The sequence below is a fragment of the Myxococcus sp. AM010 genome, assembly GCF_013372585.1.
Lineage (GTDB): Bacteria > Myxococcota > Myxococcia > Myxococcales > Myxococcaceae > Myxococcus > Myxococcus vastator.
The window spans coordinates 96,932-121,490 of record NZ_JABXEO010000016.1 but is presented as its reverse complement, the minus strand read 5'-3'; the positions used below and the strand labels follow the sequence as shown (position 1 = coordinate 121,490).

The following is a 24,559-nucleotide window of genomic DNA, read 5'->3' as shown; positions in this document are numbered from 1 at the left end:
CCCCATGCCCTCCAGGCCGAAGCGGTGGATGGCCCACGTCCCCAGCCCCCACTTCGCCGCGCCCACGCCCACGACGACGGCCAGCCGCTCCCAGGGCCTGCCGCCCGCGTTCTGCGCCGTGGCCAGCAGGCCCACCAGCGTGGTGAGGATGCACTCCATGCTGAACCACTGCACCAGCACCACCGCGGGCAGCCACCGCGCGCCGAAGAAGAGGGGCACCGCCACCGGGACGGCCAGCACCGCCAGGGGAATGGCGAGCAGCAGCACCGCGGACAGCCGGCGCAGCGACGTGCGCAGGTACTCGGCGAAGCCCTCCGGGTCATCCTGCAGCCGGCAGTAGGCGGGGAAGGCCACGCGGTTGAGCACCACGCTCAGCATCATCGGCGTGGAGGCCAGCGCCCAGGCCCAGTTGACCAGGCCCACCGCCTCCTTGCCCAGCACGTGCCCCACCACCAGCGGCACCCAGCCCGCCACCATCGCCGCCACCAGAGGCGGAAGCTGGAACGCCAATCCGAAGCCCAACAGCCGCCGCAGCACGTCCACGCGGAAGCGCCCCTGGGGACGCCAGGGGGACGCCCACCAGATGCACACCAGCCCCACCCCGCCGCGCACCAGCCCGCCCAGCGCCAGCGACCACGCGCCGAAGCCCAGCGCCGCCAGGGAGATGGTGGTGATGACCTGCACCACGTTCTCAATCAACTCCGCGCGGGCGATGACGGAGAAGGCCAGCTGGCGCTCCAGCGCCATCAACGGAATCACGCGCAGCGAGGACAGGAACAGGCCCAGCGCCAGCGCCCACACCATGGGCACCGCGCCGTCGCCCAGCGCGTAGCCTCGCGTCAGCTGGGGAGCCAACAGGCAGACGGAGGCCACCACGACGGCGGTGAGCGCCTGGTGGCACCAGAAGATGGTGAAGGTCTCATCCCGCGTGGGCTCGTGCGGCTGGCGGACCAACGCCGCGCTCAGGCCCAGGTCGCCCAGGAACACGCCCAGGGAGGCCGCGTAGGACACGATTCCAAACAGGCCGTAGTCCGAAGGGAAGAGCAGCCGGGACAGGAACAGCGCGCTCACCACGCGCAGCCCTTGAGACGCCACGGTCCGGGCCGCCAGGACGAACATGCCCTTCAGGGCACGCGCCTTCACTTCGACGGAGGTGGCTTCAGGCGCTGCGGTCGCGTTCATGGGGCGGGGCGGCCCGCTCCGGGCAGCATGGGCAGGGGAAATGCTACCGACAGCGCCCAGGGCCTACAAGCAACGCGCGTTCCCCGCACGGCGGGAGGTCCCGCTCGCCTGCCTGGGCACCGCGCCAGGGTTGCCCTTCCCGAAGCGCCAGGGCTACGGTCCGCCCACATGCGCCCCGGTGGAAACATCCTCCAGTTCTTGAAGCGTGAAGTCCTCGTGGGAGAGCATGAGGTGCTTCACCGTACCTTGAAAGAGGCGCTGGTCGGCACCTGCGACAGCGTGCTGGACATCGGCTGTGGCTCGCTCTCGCCGCTCCACAGCTTCTCGCACCTGCTCCCGCACACGGTGGGCGTGGATGGCCACCCCACCAGCATCGAGCGCAGCCGGGCCGCGGGCATCCACCGCGAGTACCACTGCATGGACCTGATGGAAGCGGGCCAGCGCTTCGGTCCGAAGAGCTTCGACGCCGTCGTCGCGCTGGACGTCATCGAGCACTTCGACAAGCCAGACGGCTTCCGGCTGCTGGAGATGATGGAGTCGCTGGCGCGCAAGCGCGTCATCATCTTCACGCCCAATGGCTTCCTGCCCCAGGACGAGTGGGACGACAACGTCCACCAGGTGCACCGCTCCGGCTGGGAGGTCTACGACTTCGAGCTGCGCGGCTACCGCGTCACCGGCATGAGCGGCTGGAAGCCCCTGCGCGGCGACTATGCGCTGCCGAGCGTCCGGCCCTTCCGCCTGGGCAGCCGCCTGTCCATCCTCACCGAGCCCTTCGCCACGCGCTGGCCGCGTCACGCCTTCCAGCTCCTCGCCATCCGCGACATGGACGTGTCCTGACGCCGCGCCATGCCCCCTTCACGCACCGCGCCCGCGTGGCACGTCCTCACCGGCGAATACCCGCCGCGGCCCGGCGGCGTCGGTGACTACACCCGGCAACTGAGCCGCGCGCTGGCTGGCACCGGGCAGGAGGTCCACGTCTGGGCGCCCGGAGAAGGCGGTGTCCGCGAAGAGGACGGCGTCACCGTGCACCGTGCCCCTGGCCTCCTGACGCCCAAGGGGCTGCCCGGCCTGTCGCGCGGGCTGGATGCGTGCCCGGGGCCCCGGCGACTGCTGCTCCAGTACGTCCCCCATGCCCTGGGGCTGAAGGCGATGAATGTCCCCTTCTGCGCGTGGTTCGCCGCGCGGCGGCACGACGCGCGCTGGGTCTACATCCACGAGGCGGTGCATCCGTGGAGCCCGCGCGGCCCCTGGCGCCACCACGTCCTGGCGGGCGCCACGCGGCTGATGGTGCGCCTGGTGGCGAGCGCCGCGGACCGCGTCTTCCTGTCCATTCCTCAGTGGGCGGAGCACCTGCCCGCTCGCGTCCGGCCCCATGCGGCCTGGCTACCGGTTCCCAGCAATCTGCCCGTCACCGTCTCCAGCGACGCCGTGGACGCGCTCCGCGCGGAGCTTGGTGAGGGGCCCTGGCTGGGACACTTCGGCACCTTCGGGCGTCTCACCGCGGAGCCCCTGGAGGCCGCGCTGGTGCCGTTGCTGCGTCGCGATGGAACGCGCGGGGCGATGCTGCTGGGCCGGGGCAGCCGCGCCTTCGTCGAAGGCCTGGAGACACGCCATCCCGAGCTGCGAGGCCGGCTCGTGGCCAGGGACTCGCTCGCGCTCGACGAAGTGGCGGTGCACCTGGCGGCGTGTGACGCACTCCTGCAACCCTATCCGGACGGCGTGAGCACGCGGCGCACCACGGTGATGGCGGGGCTGGCGCTCGGCCTCCCCGTCGTCACGAACACGGGGCACCTCACGGAGCCCCTGTGGCGCGAGCAGGGCGCGGTCGCCCTGGCGGAGGGCACGGCGCCCACTGGGTTGGTTGAGCGCGTCGAGGACTTGCTGGTGCACTCGGACGCGAGGCGAAAGCTGGGCCAGCACGCCGCCCGAATCTACCGCGAGCACTTCGCGCTGGAGCGCACGGTGGGAGCCCTGCTGCGCGCCGGCCCGATATGACGCCCCGCCACGCGACGACCCGGACCGCGGCCCGGCTGGCGCTGCTCATGGATCCGCGCGAGGAGGGCTGGCCCAGCATGGACCTGGTGGGCGAGGCCCTCATGGAAGCACTGGCCGCGCATCCCTCCGAGGTCCACGCGACGGCCGTGCGCCCCGTCATGCCCGCGGTGCTGCGGCGGCTTCCCCGCGTGGGCGCGCGCAACGCGGCGTTCAACGCGGACCGGCTCCTCACCCGCTTCGGCCTCTACCCGGGCCGCGCGCTGCTTGCTCGGGGCCGGTACGACGCCTTCCACGTCGTGGACCACACCTACGCGCAGCTCGTCCACGCGCTGCCCGCGTCGCGCACCGGTGTCTACTGTCATGACCTGGATGCGTTCCGCTCCGTGTTGGAACCCCACCGAGAGCCGCGCCCCGCGTGGTTCCGCGCCATGGCCCGCGCCCAGCTCGCGGGGCTGGAGCGCGCGGCCATCGTGTTCCACAGCACCCAGGCGGTGCGCACGGAGCTGCTCGCGCACGGCGTGGTGCCGGAGTCGCGGCTCGTCTGGGCGCCGTATGGCGTGTCCCCCGAATACCGCGCGGAGCCCACGCCCGGAACGCCCGACGCGAGCGACGCCGTGCTCTCACCGCTGAGGGGGCGGCCCTACCTGCTCCACGTCGGCAGCGCGATTCCTCGCAAGCGCCTGGATGTCCTCTTCGCGGTGTTCGCAGCGCTTCGCGCGCGCTACCCGGAGCTTCGGTTGGTGCAGCAGGGTGGGGCGCTGAACGACACCCAGCGCGCGCAGGTGGAAGCGCTGGGCATTGGCGATGCGGTGCTTCAGCCTCCTCGACAGGAGCGGTCCACGCTCGCGGACCTCTACCGGCGCGCGTCGGCCGTGCTGGTGACGAGCGAGGCGGAGGGCTTCGGCCTCCCCGTCATCGAGGCGCTGGCCTGTGGCGCGCCCGTGGTGGCCAGCGACCTGCCCGTGCTTCGGGAGGTCGGAGCAGAAGCCTGCACCTACTGCCCCGTGGGGGACGTCCCCGCCTGGGTGGACGCCGTGGCGTCGCTGCTCACCGGCCAAGGCGCGCAGCCCTCGCGCGAGGCACGGCTGTCGCGCGCCGCGCGCTTCACCTGGGCCGCGCATGCCCGCACGGTGCTGGACGCCTACCTGCGGGTGCTGGGGGCCTCCGCGCCTTGAGGCCGGTGCCCCCAGCCAGACGACGTGGACACGCCCGCGTTCACCACGAGAACTCGGCGTGCGGCGGCGTCGGATGTCCTTCAGACCCCCGTGACGCGCCTTGACCCGGGAGGAGGTGTTTGCTTCGGTCCAGCCGCCGTGCGCGTCCTCTTCCTCAATCCCGTGGGCATCCTTGGCGGAGCCGAGCGCGCGCTCCTGGATTTGATGGCGTGTCTGAAGCAGCAGGACGCGACGCTGTCACTCCACCTGCTGGCTGGGACGGCGGGGCCGCTGCTCGACGAGGCGCGCGCCCTGGGCGTGGACGCGCGACTGCTGCCGCTGCCGGAGCAACTGTCCACCCTGGGTGACAGCGCGCTCCGAGGACACGGTCCGCTGGAGGCGCTGCGCTTCGCCCGCCGCCTGGCACCCGCGCCCGGCCACCTCGCGGACCATGGACGCGCGCTCCGTCGCGACGTGGCGGAGGTGGGCCCCGACCTGGTGCATTCCAACGGCATCAAGACGCACCTGCTCAGCGCCGCCACCGCCGGGCTGCCCCTGAAGCGGGTGTGGCACATCCATGACTTCCTGGGCGAGCGGCCCCTGGTGCGCCGCGCACTGAGGCTCCTGTCGCCGCTCGCGTCGGCGGCCATCGCCAACTCGCGGGCGGTGGGCGACGACGCGCGCGACGTGCTGTTCCGGGTGCCCGTGCACGTCGTCTACAACGGCGTGGACACCGCGCACTTCTCTCCCGGGCCCGCGGAGGGCGCGAAGTTGGACCTGCTGGCCGGGCTGCCCGTGGCCCCCAGCGGCACCCTCCGCGTGGGGCTGGTGTCCACCTATGCCCGCTGGAAGGGGCAGGATGCCTTCCTTGAGGCAGCGGCGACGCTGACGCGCCTGCACCCCGCCCTGCCCGTGCGCTTCTATCTGGTGGGCGCGCCGCTGTACCAGACGCCCGGCTCGCAGTTCTCCGAGGACGAGCTGCGCAGGCTCATCGCTTCGCGAGGGATGTCCGCGCGCGTGGGCCTGGTGCCGTTCCAGTCCCATCCGGCCTCCGTGTACCGGGCCCTGGACGTCTTCGTCCACGCCAGCACCCGCCGGGAGCCCTTCGGACTCACCATCGCGGAGGCGCTCGCCTGCGGGCGGCCCGCCATCGTCTCCAGCGCGAGCGGGGCGGCGGAGGCGCTCACGGACGGCGTGGACGCGCTGCTGATACCTCCGGGCGACGTCCACGCGCTGGTCCAGGCGCTGCGCGCCCTGCTGGAGGACCCGGCCTTGCGAGCACGGCTGGGCACGGCCGCGCGCGGCACCGCGGCGGCGCGGTTCTCGCGGGAACGCTATGCCAGCGAGGTGCTCACCCTGTATCGAGCGCTCGCGCGGAGCGCTCCCCTCCCTGAAGGCCGTGGAGCGCCCATCCCTTGAAGCAGTCACGCCGGCTCATCACGCTCTCCCACTCCTACGTCGTCGGCCTCAATCGGCGCCTCGCCAACGAGATGGCGCGCGTGGGCGCCGGTGAATGGGACGTCACCACCGTGGCCCCCCGCTTCTTCCACGGCGACCTGAGCCCGCTGGCGCTGCGGCTCGAAGCCGACGAGCCCGCCAGGACGGAAGGCGTGCGCGCGTTCTTCAGTCGCTCGCTCCACACCTTCCTCTATGGCCCGGAGGTGCGCGCCCACCTCGCGCGCGGCGCGGACCTGGTGCACGTGTGGGAAGAGCCCTATGTGCTGGCCGGACTGGAGTTGGCGCTGCTCACCCCGCGACACGTCCCGCTTGTCTTCTGCACCGCGCAGAACCTGCCCAAGCGCTACCCGCCGCCCTTCGCCCAGGCGGAGCGCTTCGTCGTCCAGCGGTCCGCGGGCTGGGTGGCGTGGGGTGAAAGCGTGCGAGACAACCTCCTCACCCGGCCTGGCTACGCGGAGCGTCCCGCGCGCGCCATTCCCATGGGCGTGGACGTGGACCTGTTCCACCCAAACCGCGCCGCGGGCGAGTCCTTGCGACGCGAGCTCGGCTGGGAGACGTCGGGCCCGCCCGTGGTGGGATTTCTCGGCCGCTTCGTCCCGGAGAAGGGTGTCTCCCTGCTGATGGCCGCGCTGGACGCGCTCGACACGCCCTGGCGCGCGCTCTTCGTGGGCGGAGGCCCCATGGAAGGCGTCCTGCGCGACTGGGCGGGGCGACACGGAGACGCGGTGCGCGTCCTCACCGGCGTTCCACACTCGGGCGTGCCACGCGCGCTCAACGCCATGGAGGTGCTCTGCGCTCCCAGTCAGACGACGCCCAGGTGGAGGGAGCAGTTCGGCCGCATGCTGGCGGAGGGCTTCGCGTGTGGCGTCCCCGTGCTCGGCAGTGACTCGGGAGAGGTGCCACGCACCATGGGCGACGCGGGCCTCGTGCTGCCGGAGGCGTCCGTGTCCGCGTGGACGCAAGCGCTCTCCGACCTGCTGGAGAGCCCCCCAGCGCAGAGCGGAGCTGGCCACACGCGGAAGGGAGCGCGCCGTCACCCGCTTCTCGTGGCCCGTGGTGGCCAAGGCCCACCTGGACTTCTTCACCGAGGTGCTGGAGCGGCGCGGCTAGCGAGGCAGGCGCCTCAGCCCTCGCGCTCCACCACGTCCACGATGGCCTGGGCCATGGTGTCCCACGTCCGCGCCCGGAGCGACTCCGACAGCGCGGCCACATGGGGCGCCCAGGCCGCCGCGTGCTCACGCCAGGCCTCCAGGCGCCGCACCAACGCCTCCACGTCCTCCGGCGCGTCCAGCAGCAAGCCCGCCAGCGTCTCCGGGTAGCGCTCCGCCACGCCCGCCGAGCGGCTCACCAGCGCGGGCAGCCCGGTGCACAGCGCCTCGTGGACGTTCAGCCCATACGCGTCATAGCGCGTGGGTGACACCAGCACGTCCGCGGCCGACAGCAGCAGCGGCACGTCGTCACGGAAGCCGAGGAACTGGATGCGCGTCCCCAGGCCCTTGGCCGCCGCTTCGCGCTCCCACGCCTCGCGCTGCGTGCCCGAGCCCACCACCTTGAGGTCCACGCCCCAGTCCGCCCGTGCGCACAGCCGCGCCCAGGCCTGGAAGAGGGTGTCGAAGCCCTTGCGACGGTCTCCCAACGCCCCCACGAAGAGCGCCACGGGCCGGGACTCCGACCAGCCCAGGGCCGCGCGGGCCGCGCGCCGCGCCTCGGGTGAGGCGGGGCGGAAGCGCTCCACATCGCCGCCGAGGTAGATGACGCGCACCCGGGACGCCGGAACGCCCGTGGCCGCCACCACGTCCTCCCGCGTGCGCTCCGAGTTGGCGATGATGACGCGCGCGCGCCGCAGCGCCCGCCGCTCCGAGCGCACGTAGTACCGGTGACTCACGCGGCCCTTGAGCTGGCGCAGCGCGCCGCCCGTGGGCTCGGCGGCATAGGCGCCGTGGACGTAGTGGACCCAGTTGGCCGAGGCCACCGGGCAGTTGCCACCATTGGCCACGACACGCCCTCCCTCCGCGCGGGTGCGCAGCGCCCAGGCGCGCCCCACGGCGCTCAGTATCGGTTCGCCGAGCAGATAGGCATTGGCGGGCTTGGGCACGCGCACGAAGCGCACGTTGGGATGGCGCAGCAGGACGTCCGCCACCCGGTGTGCCACCAGCCGCACGGGGTGCCCCTGCTTCGCCAGCCAGAGCGCCAGCGCCAGGTTCGCCCGGTCCATGCCGCCGGTGTCGACGAAGTCACCGGCGATGAGCGTGTACGGTCTTCGCATGGGACAAGGCGCCGAAGAGCGCCGCGTTGAGCAACCAGAACTCCATGCCCGTCTGGCTCATGAAGAACGGATAGCTGAAGGTGAGCGCCAGGGCGCCCAGGTTGTACGCGAAGAGGACGCTGCCCCACAGCCAGAACTCGCTCCGCGGACCATCCCGACTGAGGGCGACCTGGAAGGCCCACAGCAACGACATCAGCAGGCCCAGCGGGTAGAGCAGCACGCCCAGGATGCCGCCGTCGTAGACCCAGGCGGTCCACTGGATTTCCGCCCACAGCGACGGGCGCTCGCGGTCGCTGTTGTCACCGAAGTAGGCATTCATCATGCCGTAGCGACCCAGGCCCGCGCCCAGCGGATACTCAGGCAGCACGTCCGCGAAGGTGCCCGTCAGGAAGTAGCCGCGGTTGCGGTGGTACACCTCATCGGGGCTCGACTCGAAGAGCGAGGACCAGCGATTCATCACCGTGTCGCCGCCCACCGCCACGGCCCAACCGAAGGTGGCCACGCCCGCGGTGCCCACCACCGCCAGCAGCGTCAGGAACCGCCCCACGCGGCCACTCAGCAGCAGCACGCCGGCCAGGGCCACCAGACACACCACCAGCATGACGGCGGTGGCGCGCACCTGGGACAGGTAGATGCCGAAGAGCCCCACCAGGATGCCGCCCACGCTCAGCGCGCGCGTCAGCCCACGCCGGGACGACAGCAGGAAGCCGCCGCCCAGCAGCACCGCGTAGAAGCCGCCAGTGGAGGCGCCGCCCGGGATGTCCGTCAGGCCCATGGGCCGGAACACGCGCACGCCGTCCGCTGTCTCGAACTGGAGGCTGCTCACATAACCTTCGCCCTGGCCCTGCACCGCGGACGACAGCGCGGGCTGGAAGCGGCCGGGGAAGTAGACCTGCAGCACGCCCACACCCGCGCTGGCCGCGTTGAAGAAGAAGAGCAGCGCGAGCGTGCGACGGAACGTCTTCGGGTCGATGGCCAGCCGGGTCACCCACAGCAGCGGCGCGGCGATGGCGAGCTGGATGCCCAACTGCGCCAGCGCCGCCAGCGGGGCACCGGTGCCAGGATTGAAGAACTGGAGCGTGGTGACGCCCAGCGCGGCCAGGACGAAGGGAAGCGCCGGGTGCTTCAGGCTCGGTCCCCGCACCAACGCCAGCAGCGCCAGGCTGACGCCGAAGGCCAGCACACGCACCGCCACCCGGAGCGGCGCGATGGCCTCCACCAGCAGCGAGAGCTGGCAGCAGATGAGCAGACCGACGAAGAGCGGCACCAGCCGGCCAGATGCCAGCAGGCCGCCGTCCATGCGCGCACCTCGAGCGGCGGGATGCGTGAGCGCGGCCCCCTCCGAAGCCGCCTCCTGCACGGCCCCCGGCGCGCGGCGCACGTACCGGCGCTTCAGCGCGCCGGGGCCCTGGAGCTGGGGGGCCCTCACACCGGCACCGCCTGCTCGGCCAGCGCGCGCAGCGCCTCCTCCATCCCGCGAAGGAAGCCCCCCGCATCGCTCAGCGCCGCGGCACGCGCGGGCCCCGCCGCGCCCAGCCGGACGCGCGCCTGGGGGTCCTCGATGAGCCGCCTCAGGGCCAGGGCCAGTGACTCCGGCTCCGGGTGGACGAACACCCCGCAGGAGGCATCCACGATTTCCAGCGCGCCCCCCATCGGCGTGGTCACCACGGGAAGGCCCGCCTGGAGCGCCTCCACGAAGACCAGACCGAACGCCTCTGGCAGCAAGTTGGGATGGCAGTGGATGTCCGCGGCGCGGAGCAACCGCGACACGTCCGAGCGCTGCCCCAGGAACCGCAGCCGTCCCTCGATGCCCAGATGCCTCGCCTGCGCCCGCAGCCCCTCCAGATAGACTTCCTCATCCGGCCGCTGCGCGCCGCCAGCGAACCAGGCGCGCCAGCCCGGCACCGCCCGCAGCCGGCCCAGCGCCTCCAGCAACAAGCGCTGGCCCTTCCGTTCCTGTATCCGGCTGGCGTGGAAGATGACGGCGTCCCCTTCGGCGGCCCCCAGCTCCTCGCGCACGCGCGCGCGCTCGGACGCCTCCAGCCTGGGCGGCGGCAGGGGCAACGGACAGTGCGTCACGCGCCAGGGCACCTGGGGATAGACGGACGCCAGCGTGCCCGCGGTGAAGCCGCTGTTGGCCAGCACCAGGTCGGGCGGCGTGACGCGCGCCCACCGGTCCACCCAGTGCCGACCGGACAGCGCGTCATGCTGGAAGAGGACCAGGGGAACGCCCACCGCGCGAACCGCCGGCCCGAACAACGCCTGGGGCCAGAGGGAATGGCAGAGGGCCGCGTCAAAGCGCCCCGAGCGAAGCAGCGCGCGCAGCACCCTCCGCGCGCGCCACACGGACCAGGGACGGCGGGTCCGCACGGGGCCCAGCAGGTGCAGCTCCGCGCCAGCGTCACGCAGCTCCGCCGCCAGCCGGCCCTCGAAGCAGAGCGCGAAGGCGTGCGACAGCGGCGGGTGCCGGCCCTGCTCGCGCGCCACCGTGTGCAGCAACGTCTCGATGCCGCCGTAGAGGTTGCCGCTGGAGAGGTGCAGCACGCGCAGGGGGCGGCTCATGCATTCCCCGCCAGGCGCTGGGGCACCACGTCGGGCGCCATCCCCGGCGCGGGCCGGCCCAGCGCCTCCGCGTACAGCGACAGGCTGCGCCAGGCCATGACGTCATGCCGGAACTCCGCCACCGCCCGCGCCCGGGCCTCACGCCCCAGCCGCCGCGCCAGCCCGGGCTCCTCCACGAGCCGCCGCGCCGCCGCCGCCAGCGCCGCCGCGTCGCCGACCGGCACCGTCAGCCCCGTCTGCTCGTGCAGGCTCACCCACGCGACGCCCGAGTGCGCAATCGCCGTGTTCAGCACGGGCAGCCCGCTGGCCATGGCCTCCACCTGCGACAGCCCATACGCCTCGCTGCGGGCGTTGCCACAGAACCAGAGCGCGGTGGCCGCGTGCAGCGCACCGACCAGCGCATCCGGAGGCAGATAGCCCGCCCACGTCACCCGGTCCGCGACGCCCAGCGCGCGCGCGCGGCGTCGGGCCTCCGCCTCCAGCGGCCCCTGCCCCACCACCACCAGCCGCCCGGACACCCGGCGCAGGGCCTCCAGCGCGGTGAACAGGCCCTTGTAGTAGACGAGCCGCCCCACCATGAGCCACAGCGGCGCGCCCGCGGCCTGTGCCCGCCAGTGGGCCTCCGCCTCACGCGCGGCGGCGGAGGGCTGGAGGTACGGCGCCAGGTCGAGCCCCAGCGGCAGCGCCCGCACCTTGCCGCGAAAGGCGCGCAGCAGCGGCGAGCCCGGGACATAGGCCTCGCTGGTGGCCAGCACCCGCCGGGCCCGCGCATAGAGCAGCGCCTCGAAGGGCTTGAAGAGCGCGCCCGCCACCCTCTGCCGGATGACGTCGCTGTGGTGGGTGATGAAGACGGGAGGCAGCCGGCGCACCACGTCCAGGGCCAGCACCCAGGTCGGATTGGGCGTGTGCAGGTGCACGATATCCACGCCCCGCGACAACGCGCGGCCCAGCATGCGCGGCAGGTCCGGCATCGCGTCCATGCGCGCGACGGAGGCCAGCCGGCCCAGGCGCGTCACGCGCACCGGTCCGTCCCACGTCTCGCACGTGGGGCTGCGGCCCTGGAACTCGTGGCTGGTGCCCGCGCCGTCCGCGGTGTGGTTGGCGCACAGCACCTCCACCTGCGCGCCGAGCGCCGCCTGGGCCCGCGCCAGCGTCTGGACGTGGGCTTCCATGCCGCCCGACGCGGGGGGATAGAACTTGCCCAGGTGCAGCACTCGCGGGCCCCCGCCCGCTGATGGCGCGTTCACGACTGCGCCACCCCATCCTTGGCGTCTTCCTCGTACTGCCCGTAGCCCTGGTAGGCCAGATACGAGTCACCGTAGCGCGGCGCCGACAGGTCCACGTCGTTGAGGATGGCGCCGTACATGCGCGCCTGCACGTCCGCCAGCGAGCGCAGCGCGCGCCGCGCCGACTCGCGGTTCGTCTTGGCCGCCTTCAGCACCAGCACCACGCCGTCGCACTTCGTGGCCAGCACCGCCGCGTCCGCCACCGCGTTGATGGGCGGGCTGTCCAGGATGACGCGGTCGAAGCGCTCGGAGGCGGCCTTCAGCAGGTCCGTGAAGGCCTGGGTGTGCAGCAGCTCCGCCGGGTTGGGTGGCAGCGGTCCGCACGGCAGCACGAAGAGCCCAGGCACCTCCGTGCTCTTCACCGCCGCGTCCAGCGTGCCCTCGCCCACCACCAGCGAGGAGATGCCCAGCTCGTTGGGCACGCCGAAGGCGCGGTGCAGACGCGGCCGGCGCATGTCGGTGTCCAGCAGCAGCACCCGGTTGCCGCTCTGGGCCATGGCCACGCCCAGGCTGACGCAGGTGGTGGACTTGCCTTCCTGCGGCCCGCTGGACGTCACCACCAGCGTCTTGAACGGGTTGTCCGGCGACATGAACAGCAGGTTCGTGCGGATGGCGCGGCAGCACTCCGCCGCTGTCGACTTGGGTTCGTGGTGGACGTGCAAGTCCCTGTCGCGCAGCGCCTTGCTGGCGTCCAGCTGCGGCATCACGCCCAGGAAGGCCAGCCCCAGCCGCTCCTCCACGTCCGCCTGCGTGGCCACGCTGTTCTCCAGGAGCTCCAGCAGCAGCACCACGCCCAGGCCGGCCAGCAGCCCCATCACCAGCCCCACCGCCAGGTTGCGGCGCACGTGCGGCTTCACCGGCACCACGACGGGCCGCGCCGGGTCCAGCACGCGCACGTTGCTGGTGCGCAGCATGCCCGACAGCTCGATGTCCTTCAGGCGCCTGGCCACCAGCTCGTAGAGGCGCTGGTTGTTGTCGGAGTCGCGCTTGAGCCGGTCGAACTCGATGGCCTTCTTGTTCACCAGGAAGGCCTCCGACTTCTCCGCGTCCAGCAGGCGCACCAGGTTCTTCTCCTGCGCCACCGACTCCGCCAGCGACGTCTCCGCGCCGCGCACCACGTTGCTCAGGCTCTTGAGGAAGTCCTCGCGCACCACCGACAGCTTGCGGTTGCACTCCAGGAGCTTCGGGTGCTCGGACAGGTAGCGCTCCCCCAGCTCCGCGCACGCCACGCGCAGCTCGGTGTAGCTGCGCCGCAGGTCCTGGATGGGCCCCTCCGTGGCGCCCGACAGCGCCTCCGCCCACGTCTCATCCTCCGGAGACGCCTTGCGCAGCCGGTGGATGGCCTCCACCCGCGCCTGCTGGGCGGCGATCTGGATGCGCACCTCGGTCAGCTTCAGGTTGAAGCTGTTGATGCGCTCGCTGACGATGCTCATCCGCGACTCGAGCGACGTGGACAGCATGTCCGCGTCCTTCTTGAAGTCGTAGACAGCCAGCTCGCTCGTCTTGGACTGCGACTCCAGCTCGGACAGGCGAATCTCCAACCAGTCGCGCGCGTCCTCCGTCGTCCGGAGCTTGAGGGCCAGGTTCTCCGCCATGTACGCGGTGGCCACCTCGTTGGCCAGCAGCGCCGCGCGCTTCGCGTCGAAGTCATCCACCGCGACGTTCATCACCCGCGAGTCCCGCGCGGGAATCACCCGGATGCGCGACTGGAGCAGCGCCACCGCGTCCGCGCCCTGCATCGCCTGCAGGCGCGCCTTCTCGTCGGTGACGTGCGCCATGCCCAGGAAGTCCGCGTCCGTGGACAGGCCCAGCTTGTCCACCACCCGGCCCGCCACCGCGCGCGAGGTGATGATCTGACTCTGGGTGGCGTAGTACTCCTTGTTGAACCAGTAGTTGCTGCGCTCCTCGCCCATCACCTCCTTCACTTCGCCATCCAGGAAGCGCGGCGCCATCACGTCGATGATGAGCGAGGCGCTGGCCGAGTACACCTTGGGCTGGCGCAACGTGTGGGCGGCCATGAGCGCCACCACCACCACCGCCACGCCAAGGACGACCCACTTGCGGCGCCACACCGCGCGCACATGCTGCATGAGGCCCGCGGTCGTCAGGCCACCGGCGCCGCCGGCCGGGTCGAAACCGGTTCCATCCACGTCACGTCTCCCTGCCATCCCCAGAGCGATTCCACGGCCTGGCGGCACTCCGCCGACCTTCACCCACACGCTGGGGGACCGCGACGAGCGTGCCGTGTCCCCGCGGGGTTGTCCATTGTTCCGCGGTCGCCTGGACGCCCTCCATCCACGCTGCTTCGCGGGCACTGACGCGCACAGCCGGGCCGCCTGTGCTAGTCAGCCCGGCGTGACGCCACCGCTCTCCTTCGTCCTTCCCTTCTCGCCCGACACCGCGGCCGCCGCCTCCCGCTTCGCCCATGCGTTGCCCCCTGACGCGGAAGTCGTTCTCGCCGGTGAGGGCTCCGTCGACGCCGCCTCCTCGCCCAACGTGCACGTCCTCACGGTGGCTGGCGGCAAGGGAGCGGCCATCCGCGCCGCGCTGGAGAAGGTGTCGGGCGCGGTGACGGTGCTGCAGGACCCTGACACGTCGTATTCGCAGGACGTCTATGACGCGCTGGTGCGCCCCATCCAGGCGGACACCGCGGACGCCGTCTTCGGCCTGCGCACGGCGCAGGGGCTGGCGCCGGAGCTGCTGGCGGACCGGGCCCTGGGCCACGTCACCCGCTTCGTCACCGACGTGCCGCTGACGGACCCGCTCACCGGCCTGCGCGCCTTCCGCACCGAGGCGCTGCGCTCCGTCACGCTCACCAGCGACGACGACGCGGTGGACGCGGAGCTGGTGGTGAAGCTGGCCGCGCAGTTGTTCCGCCTCACCGAGGTGACGCTCCCGCCTGGCGCGGTGCCTCGCCGGACGCCCGCGGCGCACCTGTCCCGGCTCAAGACGCTGGTCCGCTACGCCACGGTGCGTGACGACGCGGACAACCAGCACGAGGGCTACACCACGCTGGAGCGCATGGACGGCGCCGTCCACTACAACCAGTGGCTGGGCCGCCGCTTCCGCGAGCACCTGGGCCGCCGGGTGCTGGAGATTGGCGCCGGCATCGGCACGATTACGCGTGAGCTGGAGTCGGGCCTGGAGCTGCTCATCGCGCTGGAGGTGGACCGCTTCTACGTGGACCGCCTGAAGAACCTCTTCCGCGGCAAGCCGCACATCCGGCCGTACCTGTCCGACGTGGCCCTGGCGGACTGGGAGTCGCTCAAGACGGAGCAGTTGGACACCATTGTCCTCTCCAACGTGCTGGAGCACATCCCGGATGACGCGTCCGCCGTCCGGCGCTTCAAGCAGATTCTGGCACCCGGGGGCCGGGTGGTCATCCTGGTGCCCGCGCTCCAGCAGCTCTTCGGCGCCATCGACGAGGCCGTGGGCCACTACCGCCGCTACACGCCCTCCACGCTGCGCGCGGTGCTGGAGGAGAACGGCTTCCAGGTGGAGACCCTGGAGTGGATGAACCTGGCGGGCCTGCCGGGCTGGTTCGTCAACAGCCGCCTGCTGCGCCGCCGCTCGGTGCCCAAGCTCCAGCTCAAGCTCTACGACACCCTGGCGCCCCTGATTGCGCGGGCGGAGTCGCACGTGAAGCTGCCGGTGGGCATGAGCCTCTTCGCCGTGGCCCGCGCCACCAGGGGCGATGCGTAAGGCATCGCCGCCGCGCGTGACACCCCGGCTGTCCCTTGAATCACAGCCGCCTCCCGAGGCGGCCTCGCCCCAGCGCAGGGCCCCGCCGCCATGAACCCCACGCCCTTGCCCGCCGACGCGCCCCTGGAGCCCAGCGCGGCTCCCACCCCCGAGCGCCAGGCGCTGCCATCCCGAGGCGCGCCCCGCGCGGTGTGGGCCGCCCTGGCGGCGCTGTACGTGTTGCTGTTCCCGTACCACCCGGGCCTGCGCTCGCCCAACGAGCTGTGCCGGCTGTGGCAGACGCGCGCGCTGGTGGAGTACGGCACCCTGCACATCAACCAGGCGCTGCACGACTACGGCAAGGTCGGTGACCTGTCCGTGAAGGACGGAAAGTACTACCCCAGCAAGGCGCCGCTGCTGTCGTTCGCCGCCGTGCCCCTCTACGCCGTGCTGCGCGCGGTGGGCGGCGGCCACCGGCATGCCGTGCCCGAAGTGCCCCTGGTCTTCTTCTCGCGCCTGCTGCTCACCGTGCTGCCCACGCTGGGCCTGCTGTGGCTGGTGCGCCGCTACCTGCGCGCGTCCCTGGAGCCGCTCGTCGCGGATGCGCTCACGGTGACGTACGGGCTGGGCTCGCTGGCCTTCAGCTACTCGCTGCTCTTCATGAGCCACCAGACGACGGCGGTGCTGCTCTTCGCCAGCTTCTACGCGCTGTGGCGCTGCGCGCGTGGCGAATGGCGCGAGCGGGGCTATGTCCTGGCGGGCGCCTTCGCGGGCGCCACCGTGGCCGCCGAGTACACCGGCGCCATGGGCGTGCTCGGCCTGGTGCTGTACGCGGTGCTCACCTTCGCCTTCCAGGACGCGCCCGCGTCTGTTCGCTGGGTGCGTCTGGGCCGGGCCGCGGGGCTGGCCACGCTGGGCGCCCTGCCCTTCCTGGTGGCGCTGATGGCCTACCACCAGGTGACGTTCGGCCACCCGCTGACGAGCGGCTACAAGTACCTCAACGACGCGGGCTACCAGCCCTGGCACCTGGGCGGCTTCCTGGGCATCCGCACGCCGGACCCACGCGCCTTCGCCCTGTCCTTCTTCTCCCCGCTGCGGGGTCTGTTCACCCTGGCCCCCTTCCTCCTGCTGGCGCTGCCGGGGCTGGTGCTCGTGTGGCGCCGCCGGGGCCAGTCGTCGGAGGCCCGCGCGCTGGCGTGGCTGAGCGTGGCCCTGCTCGTGGGCTACACGTACTTCACCTCGTCGTTCTCCTACGACTCGTGGGGCTGGACGACGGGGCCGCGCCACCTCACCGGCCTGGTGCCCTTCCTCCTGCTGCCCGCCGGTCTCTTCCTGGCGCGCTTGCGCTCGGCGGGCCAGGGCGCGTGGGCCCTGGGCGTGGCCGCGCTCCTGTGCGCGGTGTCCATCATCACCACCGGCGTGGCCACCTTCATCAACTACATCCCCGACGATGTCTCCAACGCCGTGGGCGCCCTGGCGCTGCCGCTGCTGCGTGCGGGCTACTTTCCGCCCGGCGTGCTGACCTTCCTGGGGCTGCCGGCGGGACTGGCGGGCGGAGTGATGGTGGCGCTGCTGCTGGGCACCGCCGCCTGGGTCTTCGTCAGCCTGGCGCGGAAGCCCGGCCAGACGTGGCCCGCGGCGCCCGCGCTGGGGGCCTCCCTGGCGGTGCTGCTGCTGCTGGGCGCGGCGCATGGCCTCACCAGCCGGCATGACACCGCGGACCGCAACGCCGTGCGCTTCCTCAAATCCGTCTGGTTGAATGCCCCGGAGCGCGACGTGACGTTCTGGCCCCGAGGGCGCGGCTGAGACACGACGCTCCGTGTGACTGTCACGGAGCCACCAAGCGTCTCGCCTCCTGGGACGAGCCCCACGGTCCGTCCCACTTTGTCGCTGACTCGCAACTTTTGCGAGGTCCGCAATCCGTGTCGCCTGAGTCCGTGTCAGGCTTCACCCAGGGCCCTGGCCAAGCGGCTGGATGCATTGACCTGAATGCGCCGCGAAAGCGGGCCTGGGGATTGCTGAGACAGACACCCGCGCTTCCCTGCTGCCCTTCAGGGCAAGGAGTCCCCGGTGCGCTGTCATCCGACCCGCAAGCCCGCACACGCCCCTGGCGCGCGGAGAGGTTTCACGCTGCTGCTGGCGCTGGGGCTCATCGCGCTCGTCACCGCGGGCGTGCTCGTGTCCCTCCGCGCGGTGACCACGGAGAGCGTGCTCCAGTCCCATGAGCGCCGCTCGCGGGAAGCCCTGTTCGCCGCCGAGGCGGGCATGGCCGAGGGACGCGCCGTCGTCCTGGCGATGATGAACAACCCCGTCTCGGGAGGCGTTGGCAGCTACAACCAGGACGTCCTGCCGCGCCTGCAAGTCGTGGCCGAGCAGGGCTTGCCCGACGTCGCCGCGGGCGGCGTGCCCTGGCGGGAGCTCATCCCCCAGACGCCCTACACGCTGGCGCGCGGCACGGCCGTCGACGACGCCGTGACGGGCGCCTCCGTTGAAATCAACGACGTGGAGGGCGAGCCCATCCGCGCCTATCCGGAGGCCCGCGGCGTCTCCTTCCGCGTCTTCGTCGTGGAGGACGACGACGACGCCGACCGCAACGCCGACGCCAACGGCCGCATCTGGCTGGTGTCCGTGGGCGAGGTCCAGCCCCCGGGCCCGGGCCTCCCCTACCGCACCATCGTCCGCTCACTCCTGGAGCACAGCAGCACCCAGGGAGGGCTCACGTGCAGCTACGGCACGAAGATGGGATGCCGTGGCACCGGCACCTCCAGCAGCGGCCTTCCCACATTCTGATCTCCACGCCTTCAACCGCAATCCGTTGCACCTGAATCGGGCGGCCCTGAAGCACTGGCCGCCAGGGGGGACATCATGCGCTGGACTCGAACCTGGATGGCCGCGGTGGCAGTGGCCGCCGCGGGAGCCGTGCTCGCCCAAAGTCCCGGCGGCGACACGGGCAGTGGCGGCGCGGATGGCGGCGCCAGCAGCCTCGCGCTGTGCATCGACACCACGGACCAGGACAAGCAACCCGACTTCAGCAGGGACGCGGGCATCCCCAGCGCCATCATCGTCACGGATGACGACCCGCCCAAGCTGCGGCTCAACACCAACCTCAACGTCCTGGACCCGGAGAAGATCATCCTGCCCTTCGAGCAGGAGCTCACCGCGCTCATCGTCGATGACCGCGCGGGCAGCGGCGCCTCCAGCACGCTGGGCTGGTTCTATTACGACGAGCTCATCGACGCCGGCTACATTGACGACAACGGCACCCCCAAGAACTCCGATGACGACCGGATGCGGGACACAGACAACAACGGCGTGCCCGACTTCCACGAGGACCTCTACAACCTCAACCCCTCGCGCTACATCGGCAGCGAGGGCCCTCGCTGCGACCGTCCGTTCACCCACCGCCGCTTCGGGGACGCTGGCACGGTGACGCTGCGCGAGCCCGACCTGTTGACGGGCCGGTGCAACAGCGCGTCCAGCTACCTCGCCAATCAAGGGCCTCGGCGCTGGGAGCGCCTGGCGGACTATCCCACGCAGCCAAGGACGGGCGGCGTGGTGGGTCAGCGCGTCCGTGATTTCGAGACGGAACTGCTCTTCAACGAGCGGATGAACGACGGCTTCGACTACCTCAACCTCCGGGACAATGCGGTCCCCGCGCGGGTCGACACGTACTTCAGCGACCGAGGCATGTTCCCGCACATCCCGAACCTGCTGGAGCCGCGGCACCCGCTCAACAGCAACCGGGGCATCGGCAACCTCATCTTCCTGTCCACGGACGATGACCCGAACCAATGCCGCCAGTCGGAGACCGCCGAGTGCTTCGCCCCTCGTCAGGGCTGGACGCTCGACGCACAGGGGACCTTCACGCGCGTCACCGGCACCTGGGACAGGTCCAGCGCTCCCGACGGCATCCCTGACTACAAGGCCAGCGCGTTCGACAGCGCGGGCCGGCTCATCACCGGCAGGAACCCGAGCGCGCCAATCACCAAGGAGGAGGACCAGATTGTCCCCATGGGACGGCTCGCGGGTGACCGCGAAATCGTCTTCTTCCTCGTCACCTACGTGGAGCAGATCTACGGCCCCGCCACCGACTCCTGCTTCATCACCCGGCCCACCACGGATGGCCGGGAGGTGCAGTGTGACCTGTGGATGCACGGCGACATCAACGTCTTCTTCACCAAGACGCCGCTCAACATGGACCTGCACCAGAGCCTCAATCCGCTGGTGGTGGACGGGAAGAACCTGAGCACCTGGCTGGGTGGTGACGCCTATGCCCGCCTGCGAACCGACCCTGCCTATGGCGGCGTCGTCTTCCCGAACAACCAGACGCAGGACGTGCGCTCCGTGAACCGCCGCGCGGCACACACGATTGTGGGCGCGCCGCGTGACAACCCCCTGGTCTGGATTCTGGGCTGGGAAGACCAGAACGCGGGCGGTGACCGCACGTACAGCGACATCGTCATCCTCATCAACAAGCAGAACAACGGCTCCTACCGCTCCGACGTGGTGTCGGACATCTCTCCGGACATCTCCCTGGACTTCACCATCACCGAGGTGACGTTCACCGTGGAGGACCAGCCCTACTACGCGGCGGACGGCGGCGGCATCGCGCCCTGCTCGCTCTCCGTCACACTGCCGGACGGCGGCACAGGCCAGCGCAGGCCGGACATCACCTATGAGGTGGCGCTGGACTGCAAGGTCTGCCAGGAGCCCTGCGACACCTCCAATCCCACGTATGTCGTCAACGACACGCCGAACTGGCTCCGGGTCCCCATCCCGGACAGCGACGGCGGCGTACGCAATGAGACGGCGGTCCTCCAGGACTTCCTGGAGCAGGGGCGCGTGGGGACGCAGCTGTGCTGGCGCGCGGTGATGGAGAGCCCGGGGGAGTCCTGCCAGCCCACCATCCACAACATCAACGTCTCCTACAAAGCGCAGCGCAGCGGCGAATACGGCCGCGCGTCGCTCATCCCCATGGCCAACGCCGTCATCCACGGCGTCTATGAAACGCCCGGGCGTACCTGGGTCGCCGACGGAGGCGTGGACCAGGTCTCCATCCGCACCTACGACAACCGTCCGGACACCATCGACCGGGGCCACATCTACCTGAAGAAGCTCTACGAGCCCGCCACGCTGGCGCCCTATGAGCCCACCCAGGAGGTCTGGGACTCCGGCAAGTGGATGCGCGACCTGATGCGCACGCTGGAGCCCCGTCCCGGAGAGCCGCTCGACGCGCGCAGGCTCGTCACCCTCAACCCGGCGAACCAGCAGGCCATCGAAGTGAAGGACCTGATGGCGCGCGGCAACACCACCAGCCCCGCCTTCCCAGACACCTACTGCACGCGGCGCAACGGCAGCGTGTATCTGTATGACCTGGACGGCCGCAACGGCTGCACCGCGGATGACCGGGTGGCGCTGCGCGACTGGCTCTACGGCTGGGAGGACCGTCAGGCCTCGCTCGTCCGCAACCGGATGCGGACCTGGCCGCTGGGCGGCGTGAACCTGTCCACCGCGGCCGTCATCGGGCCGCCCAACGTGCCCGCGTGGCTGCTCGAAGGCCGCAACCTGGACACGGAGCGCCGCAAGTTCACGGAGAACTTCAGCGCGGCCAACACGGGCCGCACCACGGTGACGTATGTGGGCACCACGCAGGGCTACCTGCACGCGCTGGGCACGGGCACATTCCAAACAGGGGATGACCCCTGCACGCCAGGCCGCGTGGAGTATCAGGGCTACTTCGGCCGGGCCGGCGGCTGCGCCAACGGGCACGACTACGGCGAAGGCGGCGAGCTGTTCGCCTACCTGCCCTTCAAGATGCTGCCCTACTACGTGGAGAACTACCGGCGCGCCAACGACGCGTACTCCACCGAGCGCGCCACCATGGACGCCACGCCCTCCGTGGCGGACGTGGACCTGCGGAGCAACGACTACCGCCCGGACACCGGCCATGACCCTCGGCAGACCGACGAGGCCTGGCGTCCCAGCCCGGCCCGGAACGAGGGCGCCAAGACGGTGCTGGCCAGCGCCACCGGCCCCAAGCAGAGCATCCTCTTCGCGCTCGACGTCACCAACCCCACGGCCCCGGGCTACCCCACGCCCCTGTGGGAGTTCGACATGAAGCGGGACCGCTTCACGTCAGCGGGCGTTCCGTGCACGAACAACAGCAACGGCTGCAACCCGCTGCCGGCGCTCTTCACCGGCGCCACGCCCAAGCCCGACACACGCGGCTCGCGTCACGCGCCCTCGCTGGTGCGCATGGACTTCGGCCAGAATGGCGGCAAGAAGTGGGTGTCCATGTTCGGCACGGACTACTCGCCGGAGTCCGGAGCGGTGGGCACCGTCTACCTGATGGACCTCAAGACAGGTCTGCCCGCGCAGGTGCCGGGCAACAGCGCGAAGGCGCGGCTCGCGGGCGTCGTCACGCTGGGCACCGCCGCGGACGCGAATGAAGGCATCGGCGGAGAGCCCATCCCGCTGGACGTGAATGGCGACGGCAACGTCGACGTCATCTACGTCCCATCCACCTCGGGGAAGATCTACCGCATCAACCCCACCTACTCGAACACCGGGACGAGCACGCCGCTGGGCAAGGTGCTGGCCTCCTGTGTCGTCGCGGACGCGCAGACCGTGCCCGGCATCCGCAACCCCACCAGCCAGCGCATCTTCTCCACCATCTCCGCGTCGGTGGCGCCGGACAGCGGCGCCCGCCGGGTGCGGCTGTACTTCGGCACCGCCAACAACCCGGACATCGCCAACGAGCCGGACGACACCGCCAACCCGCGGCCCCGCTATCACCTGATGGCCTTCGAGGACCGCGACCCGGTGCCCGCCACGCGGCCCGGCGCCGACTGCCCCGCGCAACTCGAATGGGCACGCGAGCTGGGCGAGGGACAGGTCGTCTGGGGCGGCGTCTCCACCACCCAGGACGGGGTCTTCACCACCAGCGCCGTGGGCCGCGCCGCCAGCGCGTGCGACCTGGACAGCACCACCAGCGGCAGAATCTACGCCTACAGCACCGCGGGCAACGCGCTCGCGGGCAATGACACCGCCATCGACGGCCACGGCACGCACGCGCCCGTGCTCTACGACAACCACCTGCTCATCGTGAAGAACGGTCAGGTGCGCGCGCTGGGGAGCGGGACGTACAACAACCCCACCTCGGAGTCGCCGCGAAGCAGCTCCCGGGTCCTCATCTGGGACGTGCAGTCCGGCTCACGCGTCCAGGAGGTGGTGCCATGAACCGGCGCCTGCTCCACGCCCATCCGCGCGGCCTCAGCATCCTGGAGACCCTCGCCACCGCCGCGGTGCTCATGCTCGGCATCCTGGGCATCATGCTCACGCTGGGCACCGCGTCTCGTCACAACCGCCGCAACAACAACCTGGGCCAGGCGAACCTCATCGCCGAACAGGAGCTGGAGCGCGTGGTCAACCTCCGCTGCGTGGGCGAGCCGCTGAACGACCCCTGCGTCAACATCAAGCAGCTCGACAACACGGGGCGCGACGTGTGGTGGTCCGCCAATGGCCGCATGACGGAGACGCCGCCCCTCCCGGGCGCGACGCCTCAGATGGCCTACACGCTGACGCTGGACGTGGACCCGCCCTTCGAGGGCTCCGAGACAGGCGAGCCCGCGCTGAGCCGCGCCATCCCGCTGCCCCACGCCAGCAGCCTGGCCCTGCACCAGGTCATCAACGTCCGCGTCACCGTGAGCTGGGCGGAGGAGCCCGGTGCTCCCCGCCGCGCGGTGGCCCTGCAGACCCGGATGGCGCCATGAAGCGACTTCGCCCGACGACGCCGCGCGGCTTCACGCTCATCGAGCTGATGGTGGCCGCCTCCATGTCCATGGTGGTGCTCGCCACCGCCATTGGCGTGAGCGTCCACCTCCAGCGCCGGGGCCTGCTGGAAGAGCGCATCATGGAGACGCAGAACAAGGGCCGGGCCGCGCGTGACTTGATGGCGTTCGGCGTGCAGCGGGCGGGCGCGGGCATTGGCAGCGTCTCCCTCACCGGCGGCCGGATTCCCTCCGGTGAAGCGGACCTGTTCTACGCCGTGTGGGCCCGCCCCCAGGCCACCTTCCCGGATGACGCCACCTTCGTCCCCCCCGCCGATGCCGCGCTGCTGTCGGATGCGCTGGAGGTCTGGGAGACGGACCCGGCGCGCATGGTGCTGCTGGACCAGTGTCCCCTGCCGGCGACCGCGGCCTGGTTCGAGGACACGCTGTGCGTCGGAGGCCTGCCCCCCGCCTACCTGGACAACGCGGTCATCGCCGTGGTGTTCCCGGGCACGGAAGACGAGCGGGGCTGGGCCTGCGTGGGACAGGTGACGAACCTCGTGGCGGAAGGCGTGGAGTGGACCCCCGCCCTCCCAGGCCGGCCCGCGCCCGCTGATGGCCACTGTCATCCCGATGCCGTGACGCTCCCCGAGTCACCCTGGCTTGGCACACGCGCACCTCGCGAAGGCGGCATGTACCTGCTCCCGCTCACCAGCCGCGGCTACCGGGTGAACTGGCCCGAGGGCACGCCCGTGCTGGAGATGGACCCGGATGGCCCCATGGGGCCCGCGGGCTACACCGCGGTGTCCCAGGACATCGAGCAACTGCAGGTCCGGCTGGGCGTGATGGCCCCCGACGCGCTCCCCGGCGCCCCCGTGCGCTTCTTCCCGGACGCGGAGACCGGGCGCCCCTCACTGGCCACCTGCACCCAGGCCACCTGCGCCACGCACATCTCCTGGGCCTGGGACCCCGGCGTGCCCGCTCCGCCGGACCGCGGCCCGGGCAGCGCGGGTGACGAGCTGATGCGCCACCTGCGCGTGGTGGAGCTGTCCATCACCGCGCGCTCGCAGCGGGCCGAGCTGACGGGGAACGAAGCGCCCGGGGCGCGAGACGACGATGGCAATCTCCGGGATGGCTTCAAGCGCCGGCACAGCGTCATCCGCCTGGCGCCTCGCAACTTCGCGTTCGTGGGAACGGGGGGCTGAC

Annotated in this window: 16 protein-coding genes and 1 pseudogene; 11 read left to right on the top strand and 6 right to left on the bottom strand. The window is 71.5% G+C overall.

The genetic code is table 11. The features are described from left to right. On the bottom strand, positions 1–1,182 hold a 1,182-nt coding region (locus tag HV826_RS11265), incomplete at its 3' end, for an oligosaccharide flippase family protein (RefSeq protein ID WP_176417009.1). 168 nt (positions 1,183–1,350) lie between these two features. On the opposite strand from HV826_RS11265, the gene HV826_RS11260 reads away from it, so the two are divergent. From HV826_RS11260 to HV826_RS11240, 5 genes and pseudogenes are all read left to right on the top strand, one after another. Further along, a complete protein-coding gene (locus HV826_RS11260) occupies positions 1,351–2,019 on the top strand; it encodes a bifunctional 2-polyprenyl-6-hydroxyphenol methylase/3-demethylubiquinol 3-O-methyltransferase UbiG (protein ID WP_176417008.1) in 669 nt (222 codons plus the stop codon). 9 nt (positions 2,020–2,028) lie between these two features. Continuing rightward, entirely contained in the window at positions 2,029–3,177 is a 1,149-nt protein-coding gene (locus tag HV826_RS11255; protein ID WP_176417007.1) for a glycosyltransferase family 4 protein, read from the top strand. Beyond that, on the top strand, positions 3,174–4,352 hold the full coding sequence (locus HV826_RS11250; RefSeq protein WP_176417006.1) for a glycosyltransferase family 1 protein: 1,179 nt from the start codon (positions 3,174–3,176) through the stop codon (positions 4,350–4,352). Before HV826_RS11255 ends, HV826_RS11250 begins: the two co-directional genes overlap by 4 nt. A 138-nt stretch (positions 4,353–4,490) precedes the next feature. Then, positions 4,491–5,750 (top strand): glycosyltransferase family 4 protein, encoded by a 1,260-nt coding sequence (locus HV826_RS11245; RefSeq protein ID WP_176417005.1) that lies wholly within the window; start codon positions 4,491–4,493, stop codon positions 5,748–5,750. Between the two features lie 71 nt (positions 5,751–5,821). After that, positions 5,822–6,724 (top strand): annotated as a pseudogene (locus HV826_RS11240) (glycosyltransferase family 4 protein); the annotation flags it as partial. Positions 6,725–6,912: 188 nt separating this feature from the next. Here the strand turns inward: HV826_RS11240 and HV826_RS11235 are convergent. Genes HV826_RS11235 through HV826_RS11215 form a run of 5 tightly spaced genes read right to left on the bottom strand, consistent with a single transcriptional unit; the run spans position 6,913 to position 14,053 of the window. Continuing rightward, the gene (locus HV826_RS11235) at positions 6,913–8,055 is read right to left on the bottom strand and encodes a glycosyltransferase family 4 protein (RefSeq protein ID WP_176417004.1); all 1,143 of its coding nucleotides are present in this window, start codon (positions 8,053–8,055) and stop codon (positions 6,913–6,915) included. After that, entirely contained in the window at positions 8,024–9,484 is a 1,461-nt protein-coding gene (locus HV826_RS11230; protein ID WP_176417003.1) for a hypothetical protein, read from the bottom strand. Before HV826_RS11230 ends, HV826_RS11235 begins: the two co-directional genes overlap by 32 nt. Next, positions 9,481–10,617, bottom strand: coding sequence for a glycosyltransferase family 4 protein (locus HV826_RS11225; protein ID WP_176417002.1), 1,137 nt, complete (start codon positions 10,615–10,617; stop codon positions 9,481–9,483). Before HV826_RS11225 ends, HV826_RS11230 begins: the two co-directional genes overlap by 4 nt. After that, positions 10,614–11,864, bottom strand: coding sequence for a glycosyltransferase (locus HV826_RS11220; protein ID WP_176417001.1), 1,251 nt, complete (start codon positions 11,862–11,864; stop codon positions 10,614–10,616). The genes HV826_RS11225 and HV826_RS11220 overlap by 4 nt, the downstream gene beginning before the upstream one ends. Then, positions 11,861–14,053 (bottom strand): polysaccharide biosynthesis tyrosine autokinase, encoded by a 2,193-nt coding sequence (locus HV826_RS11215; protein WP_176417000.1) that lies wholly within the window; start codon positions 14,051–14,053, stop codon positions 11,861–11,863. The genes HV826_RS11220 and HV826_RS11215 overlap by 4 nt, the downstream gene beginning before the upstream one ends. Before the next feature lie 205 nt (positions 14,054–14,258). Between HV826_RS11215 and HV826_RS11210 the strand changes: the two genes are divergently transcribed. The 6 genes from HV826_RS11210 (at position 14,259) to HV826_RS11185 (ending at position 24,558) form a co-directional block, all read left to right on the top strand. Further along, positions 14,259–15,605, top strand: a complete 1,347-nt coding sequence (locus HV826_RS11210) for a bifunctional glycosyltransferase/class I SAM-dependent methyltransferase (protein ID WP_176416999.1) — start codon at positions 14,259–14,261, stop codon at positions 15,603–15,605. A gap of 90 nt (positions 15,606–15,695) precedes the next feature. Continuing rightward, positions 15,696–17,390 carry a hypothetical protein gene (locus HV826_RS11205; protein ID WP_176416998.1) on the top strand — a complete coding sequence of 565 codons (1,695 nt, stop codon included), beginning with the start codon at positions 15,696–15,698 and terminating at the stop codon, positions 17,388–17,390. Positions 17,391–17,654: 264 nt separating this feature from the next. Beyond that, entirely contained in the window at positions 17,655–18,374 is a 720-nt protein-coding gene (locus HV826_RS11200) for a hypothetical protein (protein ID WP_176416997.1), read from the top strand. A 75-nt stretch (positions 18,375–18,449) separates the two neighbouring features. Beyond that, positions 18,450–22,823, top strand: coding sequence for a pilus assembly protein PilY (locus tag HV826_RS11195; RefSeq protein ID WP_176416996.1), 4,374 nt, complete (start codon positions 18,450–18,452; stop codon positions 22,821–22,823). Next, entirely contained in the window at positions 22,820–23,356 is a 537-nt protein-coding gene (locus HV826_RS11190; protein ID WP_163784218.1) for a hypothetical protein, read from the top strand. The genes HV826_RS11195 and HV826_RS11190 overlap by 4 nt, the downstream gene beginning before the upstream one ends. Then, positions 23,353–24,558: a PilW family protein gene (locus HV826_RS11185; RefSeq protein WP_176416995.1), complete on the top strand. Its 1,206-nt coding sequence runs from the start codon at positions 23,353–23,355 to the stop codon at positions 24,556–24,558. The genes HV826_RS11190 and HV826_RS11185 overlap by 4 nt, the downstream gene beginning before the upstream one ends. Position 24,559: the final 1 nt, after the last annotated feature.